Source organism: Achromobacter sp. ACM04, from assembly GCF_014851465.1.
Taxonomy (GTDB): domain Bacteria; phylum Pseudomonadota; class Gammaproteobacteria; order Burkholderiales; family Burkholderiaceae_B; genus Achromobacter; species Achromobacter aegrifaciens.
The window spans coordinates 152,374-168,062 of record NZ_JACUZS010000004.1; the positions used below are offsets into that span (position 1 = coordinate 152,374).

The 15,689-nt window shown below is 67.3% G+C and carries 11 protein-coding genes; all 11 read left to right on the plus strand.

What is annotated here, in order from left to right; translation table 11 throughout:
* Window positions 1-45 precede the first annotated feature (45 nt).
* The 11 genes from IB259_RS22630 to IB259_RS22680 all read left to right on the plus strand — a co-directional run bounded on the left by IB259_RS22630 (window position 46) and on the right by IB259_RS22680 (window position 15,064).
* Window positions 46-1,950 (plus strand): ribonuclease catalytic domain-containing protein, encoded by a 1,905-nt coding sequence (locus tag IB259_RS22630; protein ID WP_175163491.1) that lies wholly within the window; start codon window positions 46-48, stop codon window positions 1,948-1,950.
* A gap of 1,016 nt (window positions 1,951-2,966) precedes the next feature.
* Window positions 2,967-3,638: a response regulator transcription factor gene (locus tag IB259_RS22635; protein WP_192330153.1), complete on the plus strand. Its 672-nt coding sequence runs from the start codon at window positions 2,967-2,969 to the stop codon at window positions 3,636-3,638.
* On the plus strand, window positions 3,625-6,111 hold the full coding sequence (locus tag IB259_RS22640; RefSeq protein ID WP_192330155.1) for an extracellular solute-binding protein: 2,487 nt from the start codon (window positions 3,625-3,627) through the stop codon (window positions 6,109-6,111). The genes IB259_RS22635 and IB259_RS22640 overlap by 14 nt, the downstream gene beginning before the upstream one ends.
* A gap of 152 nt (window positions 6,112-6,263) precedes the next feature.
* On the plus strand, window positions 6,264-7,361 hold the full coding sequence (locus tag IB259_RS22645; protein WP_192330157.1) for an ABC transporter substrate-binding protein: 1,098 nt from the start codon (window positions 6,264-6,266) through the stop codon (window positions 7,359-7,361).
* A 144-nt stretch (window positions 7,362-7,505) separates the two neighbouring features.
* Entirely contained in the window at window positions 7,506-9,278 is a 1,773-nt protein-coding gene (locus tag IB259_RS22650; protein WP_054459000.1) for an iron ABC transporter permease, read from the plus strand.
* Window positions 9,271-10,359 carry an ABC transporter ATP-binding protein gene (locus IB259_RS22655; RefSeq protein WP_125471209.1) on the plus strand — a complete coding sequence of 363 codons (1,089 nt, stop codon included), beginning with the start codon at window positions 9,271-9,273 and terminating at the stop codon, window positions 10,357-10,359. Before IB259_RS22650 ends, IB259_RS22655 begins: the two co-directional genes overlap by 8 nt.
* 129 nt (window positions 10,360-10,488) lie before the next feature.
* Window positions 10,489-11,388: a TonB family protein gene (locus tag IB259_RS22660; RefSeq protein WP_119450721.1), complete on the plus strand. Its 900-nt coding sequence runs from the start codon at window positions 10,489-10,491 to the stop codon at window positions 11,386-11,388.
* Window positions 11,385-12,248, plus strand: a complete 864-nt coding sequence (aroE, locus tag IB259_RS22665) for a shikimate dehydrogenase (protein ID WP_192330159.1) — start codon at window positions 11,385-11,387, stop codon at window positions 12,246-12,248. Before IB259_RS22660 ends, aroE begins: the two co-directional genes overlap by 4 nt.
* A 5-nt stretch (window positions 12,249-12,253) precedes the next feature.
* A complete protein-coding gene (gene mtgA / locus IB259_RS22670) occupies window positions 12,254-12,976 on the plus strand; it encodes a monofunctional biosynthetic peptidoglycan transglycosylase (RefSeq protein WP_054458994.1) in 723 nt (240 codons plus the stop codon).
* Between the two features lie 79 nt (window positions 12,977-13,055).
* Complete coding sequence (gene lptG, locus IB259_RS22675) at window positions 13,056-14,234, plus strand: LPS export ABC transporter permease LptG (RefSeq protein ID WP_054458992.1); 1,179 nt, start codon at window positions 13,056-13,058, stop codon at window positions 14,232-14,234.
* Window positions 14,231-15,064: a symmetrical bis(5'-nucleosyl)-tetraphosphatase gene (locus tag IB259_RS22680; protein WP_054458990.1), complete on the plus strand. Its 834-nt coding sequence runs from the start codon at window positions 14,231-14,233 to the stop codon at window positions 15,062-15,064. Before lptG ends, IB259_RS22680 begins: the two co-directional genes overlap by 4 nt.
* The last annotated feature ends 625 nt before the right edge of the window (window positions 15,065-15,689 follow it).

Sequence of the window (15,689 nt, forward strand, 5' to 3'; positions counted from 1 at the left end):
GCAGCGCAAGGCGGCGCGTGCGCGCCGCCCAGGACGATCCCCACCATGTATGTGTTTTACGAAGACGACGGCAGCTTCAAGGCCGGCAATATCCTGTCCGAGACCGACGCCAGCCTGCAGGTGGAATCGGAATCCGGCAAGCGCAGCAAGATCAAGCGCGCCAACACCTTGTTCAACTTCGCCGCGCCCGAACCGGCCGCGCTGATGAGCCAGGCGGCCGCGACCGCCGAAACGCTGGACCTGCAATTCCTGTGGGAATGCGCGCCGCAGGATGAATTCGACTCCCCCGCGCTGGCCGCCGACTACTTCGGCCACGCGCCCACGCCGGTGGAACAGGCCGCGCTGCTGATGCGCCTGCACGGCGCGCCGGCGTACTTCCACCGTCGCGGCAAGGGCCGCTACCGCCCCGCCCCGCCGGACATTCTGGCCGCCGCCCTGGCCGCGCTGGAGAAAAAGCAGCGCCAGGCCGAGCAGCAGCAGGAATGGGTGGATGAAATGGCTGCCGGACGCCTGCCCGAGCCCATCGCCCAGGCCGCGGAGTCGCTGCTGATCCGCCCGGACAAGAATTCGCAGCAATGGAAGGCGCTGGACGCCGCCTGCACCAAGCTGGGCAAGAGCCCCGACCGCCTGCTGCTGGAACTGGGCGCCTGGCCGCATGCGCTGGCGCTGCACAAGCGCCGTTTCCTGGCGGTGAATTTCCCGCGCGGACTGGCGTTCCCGGACCTGGAACTGCCTGCCATCGACCGCGAGCTGCCGTTGTCCGACGCCGAAATCTATTCGGTGGACGACGTCACGACCACGGAAATCGACGATGCGCTGTCCGTCTCCACCTTGCCCGACGGCCGCCTGCGCGTCGGCGTGCACGTGGCGGCCCCGGGCATTACCGTGACCCGCGACAGCGATTTCGACAAGCTGGCGCGTGCGCGCCTGTCCACCGTCTACATGCCGGGCGACAAGATCCCCATGCAGCCGGACAGCATCATCCAGGCGTTTTCGCTGGACGCCGGCCGCGAAGTGCCGGCGCTGTCCCTGTACGTGGTGGCCGATCCGGAAACCGGCGAAATCATCGAATCGGAAACCCGCCTGGAACGTATCGTGGTGCGCGAGAACCTGCGCCACAACATGCTGGACGCCCAGGTCACGGAAGCCAGCCTGTCCGATCCGTCGGCCGACCTGCCCTACGGCCACTGGCTGCGTCCGCTCTGGAAGCTGGCCCAGGCCCTGTCGGCGCAGCGCGAGAACGTGCGCGGCAAGCCTGAGAACAATTCGCGGGTGGAGTACAGCTTCTACCTGGACGGCAACCCCGACGATCCCGACACGCCGGTACGCCTGGTGCCGCGCCAGCGCAACGCGCCGCTGGACCGCATGGTGGCGGAATACATGATCCTGGCGAACAACCTCTGGGGCGGCCTGCTGCACCAGCATGGCGTGCCGGGCATCTACCGCTCGCAACAGGCGGGCCGCGTGCGCATGAGCACCCAGGCCCTGCCGCACGAGGCCATCGGCGTGCCGCAGTACGCCTGGAGCACTTCACCGCTGCGCCGCTATGTGGACCTGGTGAACCAGTGGCAGTTGATCGCTGCGGTCGAGCACGGCGTGTCCGCCCGCCTGGTCGCCCCTTTCAAGCCGCGCGACGCGGACCTGTTCGCCATCATCGGCGCCTTCGATGCGCAATACGCGGCCTGGGCGGAGTTCCAGAGCGCGATGGAACGCTACTGGTGCCTGCGCTGGCTGAAGCAGCACAACGTGACCCGCACGGTGGCGCACGTGCTGCGCGAGGATCTGGTGCGGTTCGCGAATGCGCCGCTGGTGACTCGGGTGGGGGGGATGCCTGAGTTGGAGCGGGGGACTGCGGTGGAGATTGATATTCTGGGGATGGATGAGTTGTCTCTGGAGCTGGATTGCCGGTATATCGGGGAGATCAGTCCTGCTGTGGGTGGACAGGAGTAGGTTTCTTTTGCTCCGGCGTCTTTGGGCGATGCGCTGCGATTTCTTCGTAGGCCGCCCGTCGGCGCGGGCGCCTGAGGGGCGGGCGCCCACGATTGCGGTCCGGAGCCTTCGCTCCGGACTGCCCCTTCGTCATCTTCGTCCAGGCCTTCGGCCTTCCCTTCAGATTCCCTCGGGCGCATCGAGGTTGCCCACCCCTCAGGCGCCCGCGCCGACGGGCTGCTTGAATCTTGGACTGATGCGCTGCTAGAGCCGTGGTCAGGGTCGATTCTTGTGCTGCCCGTCATTCTCGGCCGCGCGGGCGGCCGTGAATGACATACGTGATTTTCTGAATTTCGATTGTGTTCGCTTGCGCGAATGCGACGAATCGTTTGCTATTGGTCTCCAGCTCTTGGGGGATGGCGGTGATGGGTGGCGCGCGACGGACAGCCGCTTGCGCATGCAGATCCGGACGCGCGCCACCCATCCGGCATCCGCGTTGAAGTGACGATTACTGGCCGACCGCGTGCTTGGCCATCTCCCCAACACAACACCATACCCAGACCTGATTCTCGCTTGCCATATGCGTCACAAAGAGAACGCCTCCACCACCAACGCGCAGCGCCATCGCGCGACGCAAGACGCCGTGTAAGCCCCAAAAGGCCGCCCGCGCGGCCGGCCTGGGGCGGGCCCCGCAAGACACGCCCCCACCCACTATCCGTGGCAAGGACGCCAAGCACACCGACCGCCCCAAGCGCCCGTGAAGATTCAACTGACAGAGCCTGTCGCGTCGGCGGCCTGCGGGGCGCGGGGCGTCGATAAGCCCGAGGGAATCTGAAGGGAAGGCCGAAGGCCTGGACGAAGATGACGAAGGGGTAGTCCGGAGCGAACGCTCCGGACCGCAATCGTTGCCCCGCGCCCCGCAGGCCGCCGACGCGACAGGCGTCTTAAGAACCAAGCCCGCGCCCGCATCAAGACCCACAGAACCCTCACACCCCTATAAACTCCCCCGAAAGCCACAAAAGACACGGAGACAACACATGCGCATTTTGCTGGTCGAGGACAATCTCGATCTCGGCGATGCCGTGGAAAGCAAGCTGCGTTTCGCCGGCCATAGCGTGCAATGGGTACGCGACGGCGTGGCGGCGTTGCGTTGGGGCCTGGGCGAGACCTGGGATGCCCTGGTGCTGGACATCAACCTGCCCGGCAAAGATGGTTTCACCGTCATCCGGGAACTGCGCGCCGCCGGTCTGGAAGCCCCTGTGCTCGTCATGACCGCGCGTTCCGAAATCGAAGACAAGATCGACATGCTGGACCTGGGCGCCGACGACTATCTGGTCAAGCCCTTCGACCTGCGCGAACTCGAAGCCCGGCTGCGCGCGCTGATGCGCCGCCCCGCCGGCCAGACCAGCAGCGTCACCGTCTATGGCAATCTCAGCCTGGACCTTGCCAACCGCAATGTCAGCGTGGCCGGCGCGCCTCTGGAGCTGGGCCGGCGCGAATTCCGTCTGCTGGAGATCCTGCTTGGCAAGCTGGGCCAGACCGTCGCCAAGGAACGACTGATGAACCAGCTCTTCGACCTGGACGACGGCACGCTCAATGCGCTGGAGCTGCTGATATCGCGGCTGCGCAAGAAGCTGACGGGCGCCTCGATCGATATCGTCACCGTGCGCGGCGTCGGCTATCAGGCCCGCAGCCATGAAGAACCCTGAAAACTTTTCCATCCGCCGCCGTGTCTTCGCGCTGGGCGTGCTGCTGCTGGCCTGCGCGCTGATCGGGCTGGTGTTCTTCCTGCGCGGCTACGCGCAGCGCGCGGCGGAACAGGCGTTTGACCGGCTGCTGGCGGCGTCGGCGCTGACCATCGCCGGCTCGGTGCAGATCGAAGACAACAACGTCACCGTCGAACCGCCGGTGTCCTCATTGGCCATGCTGTCCGGCGGCGAGCGCGTGTTCTACGAGGCCCGCACCTCGAACGGCCGCCTCATCACCGGCTACGACGACCTGGCGCCCGGCATGGCGCTGGCGCAGTCGGCCACGCCGGTGTTCGCCTATCTGCGCTATCACGACGAACCCGTGCGCGTCGCCACCGTAGGCCGGCTGGTGTCCGCCAGCCAGCATGCGGGTTGGGTGACGGTGCGAGTGGCCGAGACGCTGGGCTCGCGCGAGGCGTTGGCCGACGAGATCCTGGGGCGCACCGCACTGCCGCTGGTAGTGGTGTCCCTGGTGGCGCTGGGCCTGCTGTGGTTCGGGGTGCAACGGGCCTTCGCGCCGCTGGCCGTGGTGGAGCGCGAATTGCGCAGCCGCGCGCCCGACGACCTGGCGCCGCTGGTGACGCCTGTGCCGCAAGAAGTGCGACGGCTGGTCGAAGCGCTGAACGCCTTCATGCAGCGCCTGTCCGGCGTCATGGGCACGCTCAACACCCTGGTGGCGGATGCCGCCCACCAGGTCCGTACGCCGCTGGCCTCGCTGCGCGCCCAAGCCGAAGTCGCCCTGGAAGAAACCGATCAGCAAAGGCTGCACGCGCGCCTCGAACGCATCCATCTGAACGCCACCCATGCCAGCCAGTTGATCAATCAGCTGCTGATGGATGCCACCATCACGCACCGCCTGGGCAAGGGATCGCGCACGCTGGTGGGCGTAGCCGAGACCGTCAACGAAACGCGCCGCCGCATCGGCCCGCTGGAAGCGCAGCGCCTGCGCATCGAGATCGCGCCCGAGGTCCGCCGCGCCCGCATCGCCGGCGACCGGGTCGCCTTGCGCGAAATGCTGCGCAACCTGGTGGACAACGCCCTGCGCTATGCGCCCGACGGCCCCGTGGACATCCAGGCCACGCCCGTGGCGGGTTTTCGCGTGGCGCTCACCGTGTCGGACCGCGGGCCGGGCGTGGCCGACGACGAAAAGGACGCCGTGCAGCAGCGCTTCACCCGCGGCCGCGCCGGCGAAACGCAGCCCGGGTCGGGATTGGGGCTTTCCATCGTGCGCTCGGTGGCGGCCGCCCACGGCGGTTCGCTCTGGCTGCAGGACCGTCCGGGCGGCGGCCTGACGGCGCGCGTGATCCTGCCGCTGGCGCGTTCCGCGCCGGGGCGCGCAGCAGCCGCCTGCCTGGGCGCGCTGTGCATGGCGGGCCTGCTGCTGGGCTCGGCCCCCGCCGAGGTACGTGCCGCCGACATCGCGGAAGTCGTCACCCGCTACCCCGCGCCGCAGCCCACTTCCCGGGTCCTGACCATCGCCGGACCCACGGACACGCCGGTGGTCGCGCCGCTGATCCAGGGCTTCCAGTCGCAACGGCCGGACGTCACCGTGGTGTACCGCGAGATGGGCAGCCGCGAGCTCTACGAAGCGGCCGTCGCCGGACAGTTGAAGGACGTGGACGTGCTGATGAGTTCGGCCTCCGACCTGCAGATCCGGCTGGCCAACGACGGCTATGCGCTGAGCTATTCCTCGCCCTACGCCGCCAAGCTGCCCTCCTGGGCCATCTGGCGCCACGAGGTCTATGGCTTCACCTTCGAGCCGGCCGTCATCGTCTACAACCCCAAGCGCTATACCGAAGCCACCGTGCCGCGCTCGCGCCAGGACCTGTTGCGCCTGCTGGAACGCGACGCCGCGAAGCTGCGCGGCCGCATCGGCACCTATGACATCGCAGCCAGCAGCGTGGGCTATCTGCTGGCCGAGCAGGACGAGCTGGTGTCGTCGAACTTCTGGGGACTGGCCAACGCCATGGGCCAGGCCGGCGTGCGCCTGTCGGCCACCAGCGCCGAGATCCTGGACGCCATCGAGAACGACCAGATCGACATCGGCTACAACATCCTCGGCTCCTACGCGCTGTCGCGGCAGGCCGCGGGCGCGCCCATCGGCGTGGTCTTTCCGCAGGATTACGTGCTGGTGCTGGCGCGCTCGGTGCTGATCGCGCGCACCGCGCCCAGCCCTGAGCTGGGCCGGGCGCTGGTGGACTGGCTGCTGTCGCCGGCCGGACAACAGGTGGCGTCCAGCCATGCGGCGCTGGGCTCCATCATGGAAGACACGCCTGGCCGCTGGACCTCCGAAGCGGTGCTGGCGCGTTCCCAGGGCATCGTGCAGCCGGTGGTGCTGAGCCCGGCCCTGCTGGTCGGCCTGGACCAGCGCCGCCATTCGCGCTTCGTGCAGAACTGGATCCGGCTGGTGACGGACACACCCGCGCGGCCGTAAGGATCGAACGCGCGCGCGCCCACGCCGCCCAGGGATTTCCCCTAGACGCATCCTGCCGCCATGACAGGACGACGACAGACGCCGGCTCCTAAGATGCCCGCAAGCTGGACACGGATCCCGCTCCAACCACAAGACTCATCGGAGACACACCCATGCTTGCCAAGTCCCAACTGGCGGCCGCCTGCGCCGCTGCATTCGCCCTTGCCGCCGGCAGCGCCTTTGCGCAGCAAGTGCCGGCCGGCTACCCGGCCGACTACCAGAAGATCCTGGACGGCGCCAAGAAGGAAGGCAAGGTCGTCATCTATTCGACCACCGATACCAAGGCCGCTGGCCCCGTCATCAAGGGCTTCGAAGCGCTGTATCCGGGCATCAAGGTCGAATACAACGACATGAACAGCACCGAGCTCTACAACCGCTACATCAGCGAGCAGGCGGCGGGCGGCACCAGCGGCGACGTCGTCTGGAGCTCGTCGATGGACTCGGCCCTGAAACTGGCCAGCGACTACGCGCTGCAGTACAAGTCGCCGGAAGTCGGCAAGCTGCCGGCCTGGGCGGTGTGGAAGGATTCCGCCTACGGCACGACCTACGAACCGGCCGTGTTCATCTACAACAAGCGCCTGATCCCCGCCGCCGAAGTGCCCACCACGCACGGCGCCCTGGCCAAGCTGATCGCCAGCCAGCCGGACAAGTTCAAGAACAAGGTCACCACCTACGACATCGAGAAGTCGGCCGTGGGCTTCATGCTGGCGGTGCAGGACAAGGTCAACGACCCCAAGTACTTTGAAACGCTCAAGGGCATCGCCGCAGGCGGCCTGATCGTGCAGTCGTCCACCGGCACCATGATGGAACGCGTGTCCTCCGGCGAAAACCTGATCGGCTACAACATCCTGGGTTCCTACGCCGAAACGCGCGCCAAGAGCGACCCGTCGCTGGGCGTGGCCTACCCGACCGACTACGCGCTGGTCCTGTCGCGCGTGGCCTTCATCAGCAAGAAGGCCAAGAACCGCAACGCCGCCAAGCTGTGGATGGACTACATGCTGTCGCAGAAAGGCCAGACCATCCTGGCGAACCAGGCCGACCTGGCCTCCGTGCGCGACGACATCGAAGGCGACAACGATGTGGACGGCATGACCAAGAAGCTGGGCGCCTCGCTCAAGCCGATTCCGGTCAACGAAACGCTGCTGGACTACCTGGAACAGAACAAGCGCCTGCAGTTCATCAAGGACTGGCGCGCCGCGGCTGGCAAGTAATGCCGCGCAGCCCGGAGCCACGGTTCCGGGCCGCCTCGCGCGTAGGGGACGGCGGCGCGCCGCAGTCCCCCTGACCGCCGCCGGGGCGGTCGCCCCCGACCCGGCCGCGCGACCTTCGCGCCATTCAAGAACACAGGATTCCCCATGCAGTCATTGCGCTCGAAATGGCAGTCCCTGCCCCGCGGCGTGGTGGTGCTGATCACGGCGTTGGCCATCTACGTGCCGCTGTCGTTCATCATCATCCAGAGCTTTCTGTCCGCGCCCTTTTTCACGCCGTCCAAGACCTTCAGCCTGGACGCGTTCCGCTTCATCTTCGCGGACCCCGATTTCTACAAGGCCCTGAAAAGCGGCTTCATCCTGGCCTTCGGCCTGGCCGTCATCGCCATCCCGCTGGGCGGCATGCTGGCCTTCCTGATGATACGCACGGACCTGCCCGGCCGCCGCTGGATCGAGCCGCTGATCCTGGTGCCGGTGTTCGTGTCGCCCATGGTGCTGGGCTTCGGCTATGTGGTGGCCGCGGGCCCGGTGGGCTTTTTCTCGACCTGGGCGCAAAACATCCTGGGCTTCGTGCCCTGGAACGTCTATTCGCTGACCAGCATCGTCATCATCGCCGGCCTGACCCACGTGCCGCACGCCTACCTGTATATCTCGTCGGCGCTGCGCAGCATGGGTTCCGACGTCGAGGAAGCCGCGCGCGTGTCCGGCGCCTCGCCGCTGCGCGTGATGGTGTCGGTCAGCCTGCCCATGGTGCGTCCGGCCATGCTGTACGCCACCGTGCTGCTGTTCTTCCTGGGGCTGGAGGTGTTCGGCCTGGTGCTGGTGCTGGGCGATCCCGAAGGCAACCTGGTGCTGGCGACCTATCTGTACAAGCTCACCAACAAGCTGGGCATCCCGTCCTATCACCTGATGGCCGCCGTGGCCGTGGTGCTGATCTGCATGACGATCCCCCTGGTGATGCTGCAGCGCCGCCTGATGCGCACCGCCAACCGCTTCGTCACGGTCAAGGGCAAAGCCTCGCGCGCCCGTGCCCTGCCGCTGGGCAAGTGGCGCTGGGTGGCCGGCGGCGTGGTGGCGTTCTGGCTGCTGGTGACCATCGTGGTGCCGCTGTTGGGCGTGCTGCTGCGCGCCTTCGTGTCCAACTGGGGCATGGGCGTGTCGTTGTTCGACGTGCTGTCCCTGGACGCGTTCCGCACCGTGTTCTCGCAGCCCAACCTGATGCGCGCCATCGTCAACTCGGTGGCCATCGGCGTGTTCGGCGGCGCGCTGGCCGTGTTCTGCTACATGTTTGTGGGCCTGGCCATGCACCGCAAGCCGGACAACGTCACGCGCTTCATGGACTACAGCGTGCTGGTGCCGCGCGCGGTGCCGGGCCTCCTGGCCGGTCTGGCGTTCCTGTGGGTGTTCCTGTTCGTGCCGATGTGGCTGGACAACGCCCTGGACGAAGGCGGCTGGCTGTCGGCCCTGCCCTTCGCGGAATGGCTGCGCGAGAACTTCATCGAATGGCTGCGCGCCATGCGCAGCACCATCTTCAGCGTGTGGCTGGCCTACACGGTGGTGTGGATGGCCTATGGCCTGCGGCTGATCTCCTCGACCCTGCTGCAAGTGGGCCCCGAGCTGGAAGAAGCCGCCCGCAGCGCCGGCGCGCGCCGCGGCCAGGTCACCCGCCACGTCACGGTGCCGCTGGCCAAGTACGGCCTGATCGGTTCCTGGCTGCTGATGTTCCTGATCTTCGAGCGCGAGTATTCCACCGGCGTCTACCTGCTGTCGCCCGGCACCGAAACCATCGGCTCCATGCTGGTGTCGCTGTGGGCCTCGGGCGCCATCGACATCGTGGCCGCGCTTTCCTTCATCAATATCGTTCTGGTCGTGATCGGCCTGGGCGTCGCCCTGCGATTCGGAGTCAAACTTCATGATTGAGCTTTCTGTAGAAGACCTGCACCTGGATTACGGCGACAACCCGGTGCTCAAGGGCGTGTCGATGCAGCTGCGCCAAGGCGAAGTGGTGTCGCTGCTGGGCCCTTCGGGCAGCGGCAAGACCACGCTGCTGCGCGCCGTGGCCGGCCTGGAAGGCCCCAAGCGCGGCCGCATCACCATCGGCGAACGCGTCGTCTATGACGGCGCGGCAAAGAAAGAGGTCCCGGCCGAGGAGCGCAACCTGGGCCTGGTGTTCCAGTCCTACGCGCTGTGGCCGCACAAGACCGTGTTCGAGAACGTGGCCTATCCGCTCAAGCTGCGCAAGGTGCCCGGCGCCGAGGTGCGCGAACGCGTGCAGGCCGTGCTGGACCAACTGGGCCTGGGCAAGCTGGGCCAGCGCCATCCGCACGCCCTGTCCGGCGGCCAGCAGCAGCGCGTGGCCATCGGCCGGGCGCTGGTGTACAGCCCGCCCGTCATCCTGCTGGACGAACCGCTGTCCAACCTGGACGCCAAACTGCGCGAGGAGGCCCGCGCCTTCCTGCGCGAGCTGATCATTCGACTCGGCCTGTCGGCCTTGATGGTGACCCATGACCAGAGCGAAGCGATGGCGATTTCGGACCGCATCCTGCTGCTGAACAACGGCAAGATCGAACAGCAGGGTACGCCGCAGGAAATGTACGGCTCCCCGTCCACCCTGTTCACCGCCGAATTCATGGGCAGCAACAACCGGCTGGACGGCAAGGTCACCGAGGTGCGCGACGGCCAGGCCCGCATCGAAGGGCGCGGCTGGTCGCTGTGGGGCAAGGCCAGCCCGGGGGTGGCCCAAGGCCAGGACGGCACCGCCGTGATCCGGGTGGAGCAGGTACGGCTGGCGGACGACCCCGACGGCAACCACGTCGACATGCCGCTCCTGACCAGCATGTATCTGGGCGACCGCTGGGAGTACCTGTTCCGCACCCCCGACGCCGACCCGGCCCATACCCTGGCCCTGCGCGCCTACGGCCCCGAAGGGCGCGAGCCCGGCCCTTGCCGGCTGTCGCTGCCCGCCAGCAAAGTCTGGGTCTTCCCCCGCACGGTCGCCTGAGGCGCCTGCTGGCTTGCGCCCCGGTCTGTTACAGACCCGGGGCCCAGGGCTTACGCGCGCCAGGCCTAGGCTTTCCGTGTGAGCCGCTACTGGCGCCCGGCAGACCTGGACTCGCTCTACAATGCGCAGGTGCAACGCCTCGCTGATTCCCCCTCCTCGCTGAGCCGTTACCTGCGGTGGCTGGGCGCACCCGCCCAGCATTACCTGCGCATCGGCATCGCGATATCGCTGTTGGTGCACGCCGGCGCCCTGGCGTGGCGCTTCGGCGCGCCCGCGCTCTCGCGCCCGCCGGCCACCAGCCTGGAAGTCGTGCTGCTCAATGCCCGCAGCGAGACGCCCCCGGAAACCCCGCGCGCGCAGGCCCAGAACCAGATGACCGGCGGCGGCAACGCCGAACGCGGCATGTCCACCACTCCCCTGCCCCGCACCGGCGAATCGGCCGAAACCATCGTGCTGGAGGCCATGCGGCGTCGCCAGGTGCAGCTGGAAGCCGAACAGACCCGCCTGATGACCCAGCTGCGCGCCGCTGACAAGGCTGGCGCCGAGCGCCAGGCCGTCAACCCCTGGCCCGACGGCGCCGACCTCGGCCGCGACGCCGAGGACCAGGCCAGCATCATCCAGAGCGCCCAGGTGGCCGCCCTGGCGGCGCGGGTCCAGCAATACAGCGCCGAACCGCGCAAGCAATTCGTCGCGCCTTCCGCCGAGGCCTCGCGCTACGCCGCCTACCTGGACGCCTGGCGCACCCGCATCGAAACGGTCGGCACCCAGCATTACCCGGACGAGGCCCGCGGCCGCATCTACGGATCCCTGCGCATCACGGTGTCGGTGCGCGCCGACGGCAGCATCGCCAACGTCGAGATCGACCAGCCTTCGCCGCATGCCGTGCTGAACCAGGCGGCCCGCCGCATCGTCCAGCTGGCCGCCCCTTTCCCGCCCTTCCCGCCCGATATCGCGCGCGACACGGACGTGCTGGTCATCACCCGCACCTGGCATTTCGTCAACGACACCCTGGAAACACAAGCCCCATGACCGAGGCGCTCCCTCTCGCCAGATACGCCGTCATCGGCAACCCCATCGCGCACAGCCGCTCGCCCCAGATCCACGCCATGTTTGCCGAACAGACCGGCAAGCCGCTGCGCTACGAGCGCCTGCTGGCTCCGGTGGACGGCTTCGCCCAGGCGGTCGCCGCCTTCGTCGCCGAAGGCGGGCTGGGCCTGAACGTAACCGTGCCCTTCAAGCTGGACGCCTATGCCCTGGCTGCCGGCCGCCTGTCCAGCCGCGCCCGCCTCGCCGGCGCGGTCAACACCCTGTCCTGGCGCGACGGCGCCTGGCATGGCTGCAATACCGATGGCGTGGGCCTGGTGTCCGACCTGCTGCGCCTGGGCGTGCGCCTGACCGGGGCGTCCGTGCTGCTGGTCGGCGCGGGCGGCGCCGCCCGCGGCGTGCTGCAGCCGCTGGCCGAAGCCGGCTGCGCCCGCATCCATATCGTCAACCGCACCGCATCCAAGGCGGAAGAACTGGCCGCTTCCTGGCGCGAGAGCGGCGTGTCGCCGCAGACGGCGGTCACGGGCGGCAGCCTGGCGGACGCCGCCCTTGCCGGCGGCTGGAACCTGGTCATCAACGCCACCGCCAGCGGCCTGCAGAACGCCGCCCCGGACCTGCCCCCGGGCCTCTATGCGCCCGGCGCGGCCGCCTACGACATGATGTACGGCGCCCAGCCCACCGCCTTCATGCAACAAGCCCAAGCCGACGGCGCCGCACTTGCGGCCGACGGCCTGGGCATGCTGGTGGGTCAGGCGGCCGAAAGCTTCTACATCTGGCATGGCGTGCGTCCTGACCCCGCCCCCGTGCTGGCCGCGCTGCGCGAGGCGCTCAAGGCCGGGCAATAGACGGCATGGCGACGCGCAAGGGCCGCTCCTGGTTCCGGATCATCAGCGGCGCGCTGATGGCGCTGGTGTGCCTGGTGCTGCTCTATCAGTTCTGGCTGTTCGCCCAGGTGGTCTGGTACAACTACCGCCCCCCGGGCAGCAGCGCCATCATGCGCGAGGAACGATCCCGCCTGAGCGACGGCAACCCCGATTTCGAGCTGAAGTACGAATGGGTGCCCTACGACAAGATCAACCGCAACCTCAAGCGCGCGGTCGTGGCGTCCGAGGACTCCAACTTCACCGAACATGACGGCGTCGAATGGGACGCCATCCGCAAGGCCTGGGAATACAACCAGAAGCAACAGGAAGCCGGCCGCAGCAAGATGCGCGGCGGCTCCACCATCACCCAGCAGCTGGCCAAGAACCTGTTCCTGTCCAGCTCCCGCAGCTACATCCGCAAGGGCCAGGAACTCGTACTCACCTACATGATCGAACACGTCATGAGCAAGGAACGGATCCTGGAGCTGTATCTGAACGTGGCGGAATGGGGCGAAGGCGTGTTCGGCGCCCAGGCCGCCGCCAAGCACTATTTCAATACCTCCGCCGCCAACCTCGGGGCCAGCCAGTCGGCCCGGCTGGCGGCCATGCTGCCCAACCCGCGCTTCTATGACGCCCACCGCAATACCCGGTACCTGAACTCCCGGGTGGGCGTCCTGACGCGGCGGATGCAGATGGTCGACATCCCCTGACACGGATCCGGCCCTCCGGCCCCACCCTGAGCGGCGGGATTTGTTAAGCTTTCGGGTTTAGGCGTTCCTCCTTTTCTTCATGCGTACCGCACGTCGCTACCTGGCCCGCGAGATCTATCGCTCTTGCGCAGTGGTCCTCATGGCCCTGCTGGGCCTTTTCACGTTCTTCGCGCTGGTGGACGATCTGGACAACGTCGGCGACAAGTTCTCCATGATGGCCCTGCTGTACATGCAGGCCCTGGCGATCCCGACCCGTCTCTACGACCTGTTGCCCATCGGCCTGCTGATCGGCGCCATCCTGGCGCTGGCGGGGCTGGCCCAGCGCAACGAACTGGTCATCCTGCGGGTATCCGGCGTCAGCGGCATGAAGCTGCTGCGCATGCTCTGGATCGTCACGATCCCGCTGATGATAGGAGCGGGCCTGCTGTCCGAGTACGTCACGCCCTGGGCCGAAATCAAATCCGGCGAGGCCAACCTGCTGTTCCGCGGCAAGGCCGGCGGCGACCGCCTCAAGAGCGGTTACTGGTTCAAGGAACCCACCGCCAACGGCGGCACCCGCATCATCAACATCGGCGAACTCAAGGGCGACGGGCAGGTCAACTCCGTGATCCTCTACGAATTCAAGAAAGACCAGACGCTGTCCGCCCTGTCAACCGCGCCGACCGGCCTGTTCACGCAGGGCGACCTGCTGCTCAAGGACGTCACCGAAACCCGGCTGGACGACGACGCCGCCGAGGCGCTGGCCAACGCGCGTCCGCCCAAGAACCCGCCCGCCACCGTGGTCAAGGTGCCCGAGCGCAATATCGACACCACGCTCAGCGCCGAGCGCCTGCTGGCCCGCGTGCTGACCCCTGAACGCATGTCCATCGCCACGCTGCTGGACTATGTGGACTATTTGCGCAACAACCAGCTGCAATATGGTCGACAGGTCGTCGCCTTGTGGCGCAAACTGGCGTATCCGTTCACCCTGCTGGTCATGATCACCATTGCCGCTCCCATCGGCTTGATGCAGACACGCCGCGGCGGCGTAGGCGCCAAGGTTTTCATCGGCATCCTGTTGGGCGTAGGCTTCTTCATGCTGAACCAGTTGGCCCTGAACGTGGGCATGCTGGGCAAATGGCCGGCCTGGCTGACCGCCCTGGGTCCGAACATCGGCGCCATGATCGTGGCGTTGGGCGCCATGGGCTACATGGAGTACCGCCACACCATCACGCGGATCGCGCAACAACGTTGGCCTTGGAGCAAAAGTCCCGCATGAACGGCAGTATCTGGATGATCGGCGACGTGCAGGGCTGCTGCTCGCCGCTGGATCGCTTGCTGTCCCACCCCGAACTGGTCGGCGACCCCCAGTCGCGCTTCTGGTTCGCCGGAGACCTGGTCAACCGCGGTCCCGAATCGCTGGAAACCCTGCGCCGCATCATCGACCTGGGCGACCGCGCGACCTCGGTGCTGGGCAACCATGACCTGCACCTGCTGGCCACCGCCGCGGGGGTACGCAAGCCGTCCAAATCGGACACGCTCGAGGACGTCCTGCGCGCGCCGGACGCGGCCGACCTGATCAACTGGCTGCGCTTTCGCCCGCTGGCCCACTTCGAACAGAACCACCTGCTGGTCCATGCCGGCACGCTGGCCAAATGGGACGTGGCCAAGACGCTGGCGCTGGCCGGCGAAGTCCAGGACGCCCTGCGCGGGCCGAACTGGCAGAAGGCGCTGCAAAAGATGTACGGCAACGAGCCGGCCACGTGGAAGGAAGACCACAAGGGCGGCAAGCGCATGCGGGTCATCATCAACGCGCTGACACGCATCCGCCTGTGCACGCCCAATGGCCACATGGAATTCGCCACCAAGGTGACGCCGGGCGCCTGGCCGACCGGCCTGGTACCTTGGTTCGACGTACCCAACCGCGCCACGCGGAACGTCACGACGGTGTTCGGGCACTGGTCTACGCTGGGGTTGCTGCAGCGGCCGGACGTGATCTGCCTGGATACGGGGTGCGTTTGGGGTGGGTCGCTGACGGCTTTGCGGTTGCAGGATCGGAGGCTGGTGCAGGTGAAGTGTTCGCAGTTTCAGGATCCGTTGTCGGAGTAGGGTTGAGGCTTGCTCCGTCGCACCGGGTGCTTCGTAGGCCGCCCGTCGGCGCGGGCGCCTGAGTGGCGGGCGCCCACGATTGCGGTCCGGAGCCTTCGCTCCGGACTGCCCCGTCGTCATCTTCGTCCAGGCCTTCGGCCTTCCCTTCAGATTCCCTCGGGCGCATCGAGGTTGCCCGCCACTCAGGCGCCCGCGCCGATGGGCTACTTGAATCTTGGACTGATGCGCTGCTAGAGCTGTGGTCAGGGACGATTCTTGGGCTGCCCGTCATTCTCGGCCGCGCGGGCGGCCGTGAATGACATACGTGATTTCTTGAATTTCGATTGTGTTCGCTTGCGCGAATGCGGCGAGTGGTTTGCTAATGGTCGCCAGCTCATGGGGAATGGGCGGTGATGGATGGCGCGCGGTGGCGAATTACTTGCGCATGCTGACCGTCACGCGCGCCACCCATCCGGCACTGACGTTGAAAGACGATTGTTGGCAAACCGACGCGCTTCAACTCCCCGCATACCCAAATTCACCAACCACCAGCGCGCAGCGCCAACACGCGACGCAAAACGCCGCGTAAGCCCCAAAAGGCCGCCCGCGCGGCCGGCCTGGGGCGGGCCCCGCAAGACACGCCCCA

Excerpts from the sequence above, each read along its gene's own strand:
- IB259_RS22645 (WP_192330157.1), top strand. The coding sequence starts at position 6,264 with ATGCTTGCCAAGTCCCAACTGGCGGCCGCCTGCGCCGCTGCATTCGCC.
- IB259_RS22680 (WP_054458990.1), top strand. The coding sequence starts at position 14,231 with ATGAACGGCAGTATCTGGATGATCGGCGACGTGCAGGGCTGCTGCTCG.
- IB259_RS22650 (WP_054459000.1), top strand. The coding sequence starts at position 7,506 with ATGCAGTCATTGCGCTCGAAATGGCAGTCCCTGCCCCGCGGCGTGGTG.
- aroE (WP_192330159.1), top strand. The coding sequence starts at position 11,385 with ATGACCGAGGCGCTCCCTCTCGCCAGATACGCCGTCATCGGCAACCCC.
- IB259_RS22655 (WP_125471209.1), top strand. The coding sequence starts at position 9,271 with ATGATTGAGCTTTCTGTAGAAGACCTGCACCTGGATTACGGCGACAAC.
- mtgA (WP_054458994.1), top strand. The coding sequence starts at position 12,254 with ATGGCGACGCGCAAGGGCCGCTCCTGGTTCCGGATCATCAGCGGCGCG.
- IB259_RS22635 (WP_192330153.1), top strand. The coding sequence starts at position 2,967 with ATGCGCATTTTGCTGGTCGAGGACAATCTCGATCTCGGCGATGCCGTG.
- IB259_RS22640 (WP_192330155.1), top strand. The coding sequence starts at position 3,625 with ATGAAGAACCCTGAAAACTTTTCCATCCGCCGCCGTGTCTTCGCGCTG.
- IB259_RS22630 (WP_175163491.1), top strand. The coding sequence starts at position 46 with ATGTATGTGTTTTACGAAGACGACGGCAGCTTCAAGGCCGGCAATATC.
- lptG (WP_054458992.1), top strand. The coding sequence starts at position 13,056 with ATGCGTACCGCACGTCGCTACCTGGCCCGCGAGATCTATCGCTCTTGC.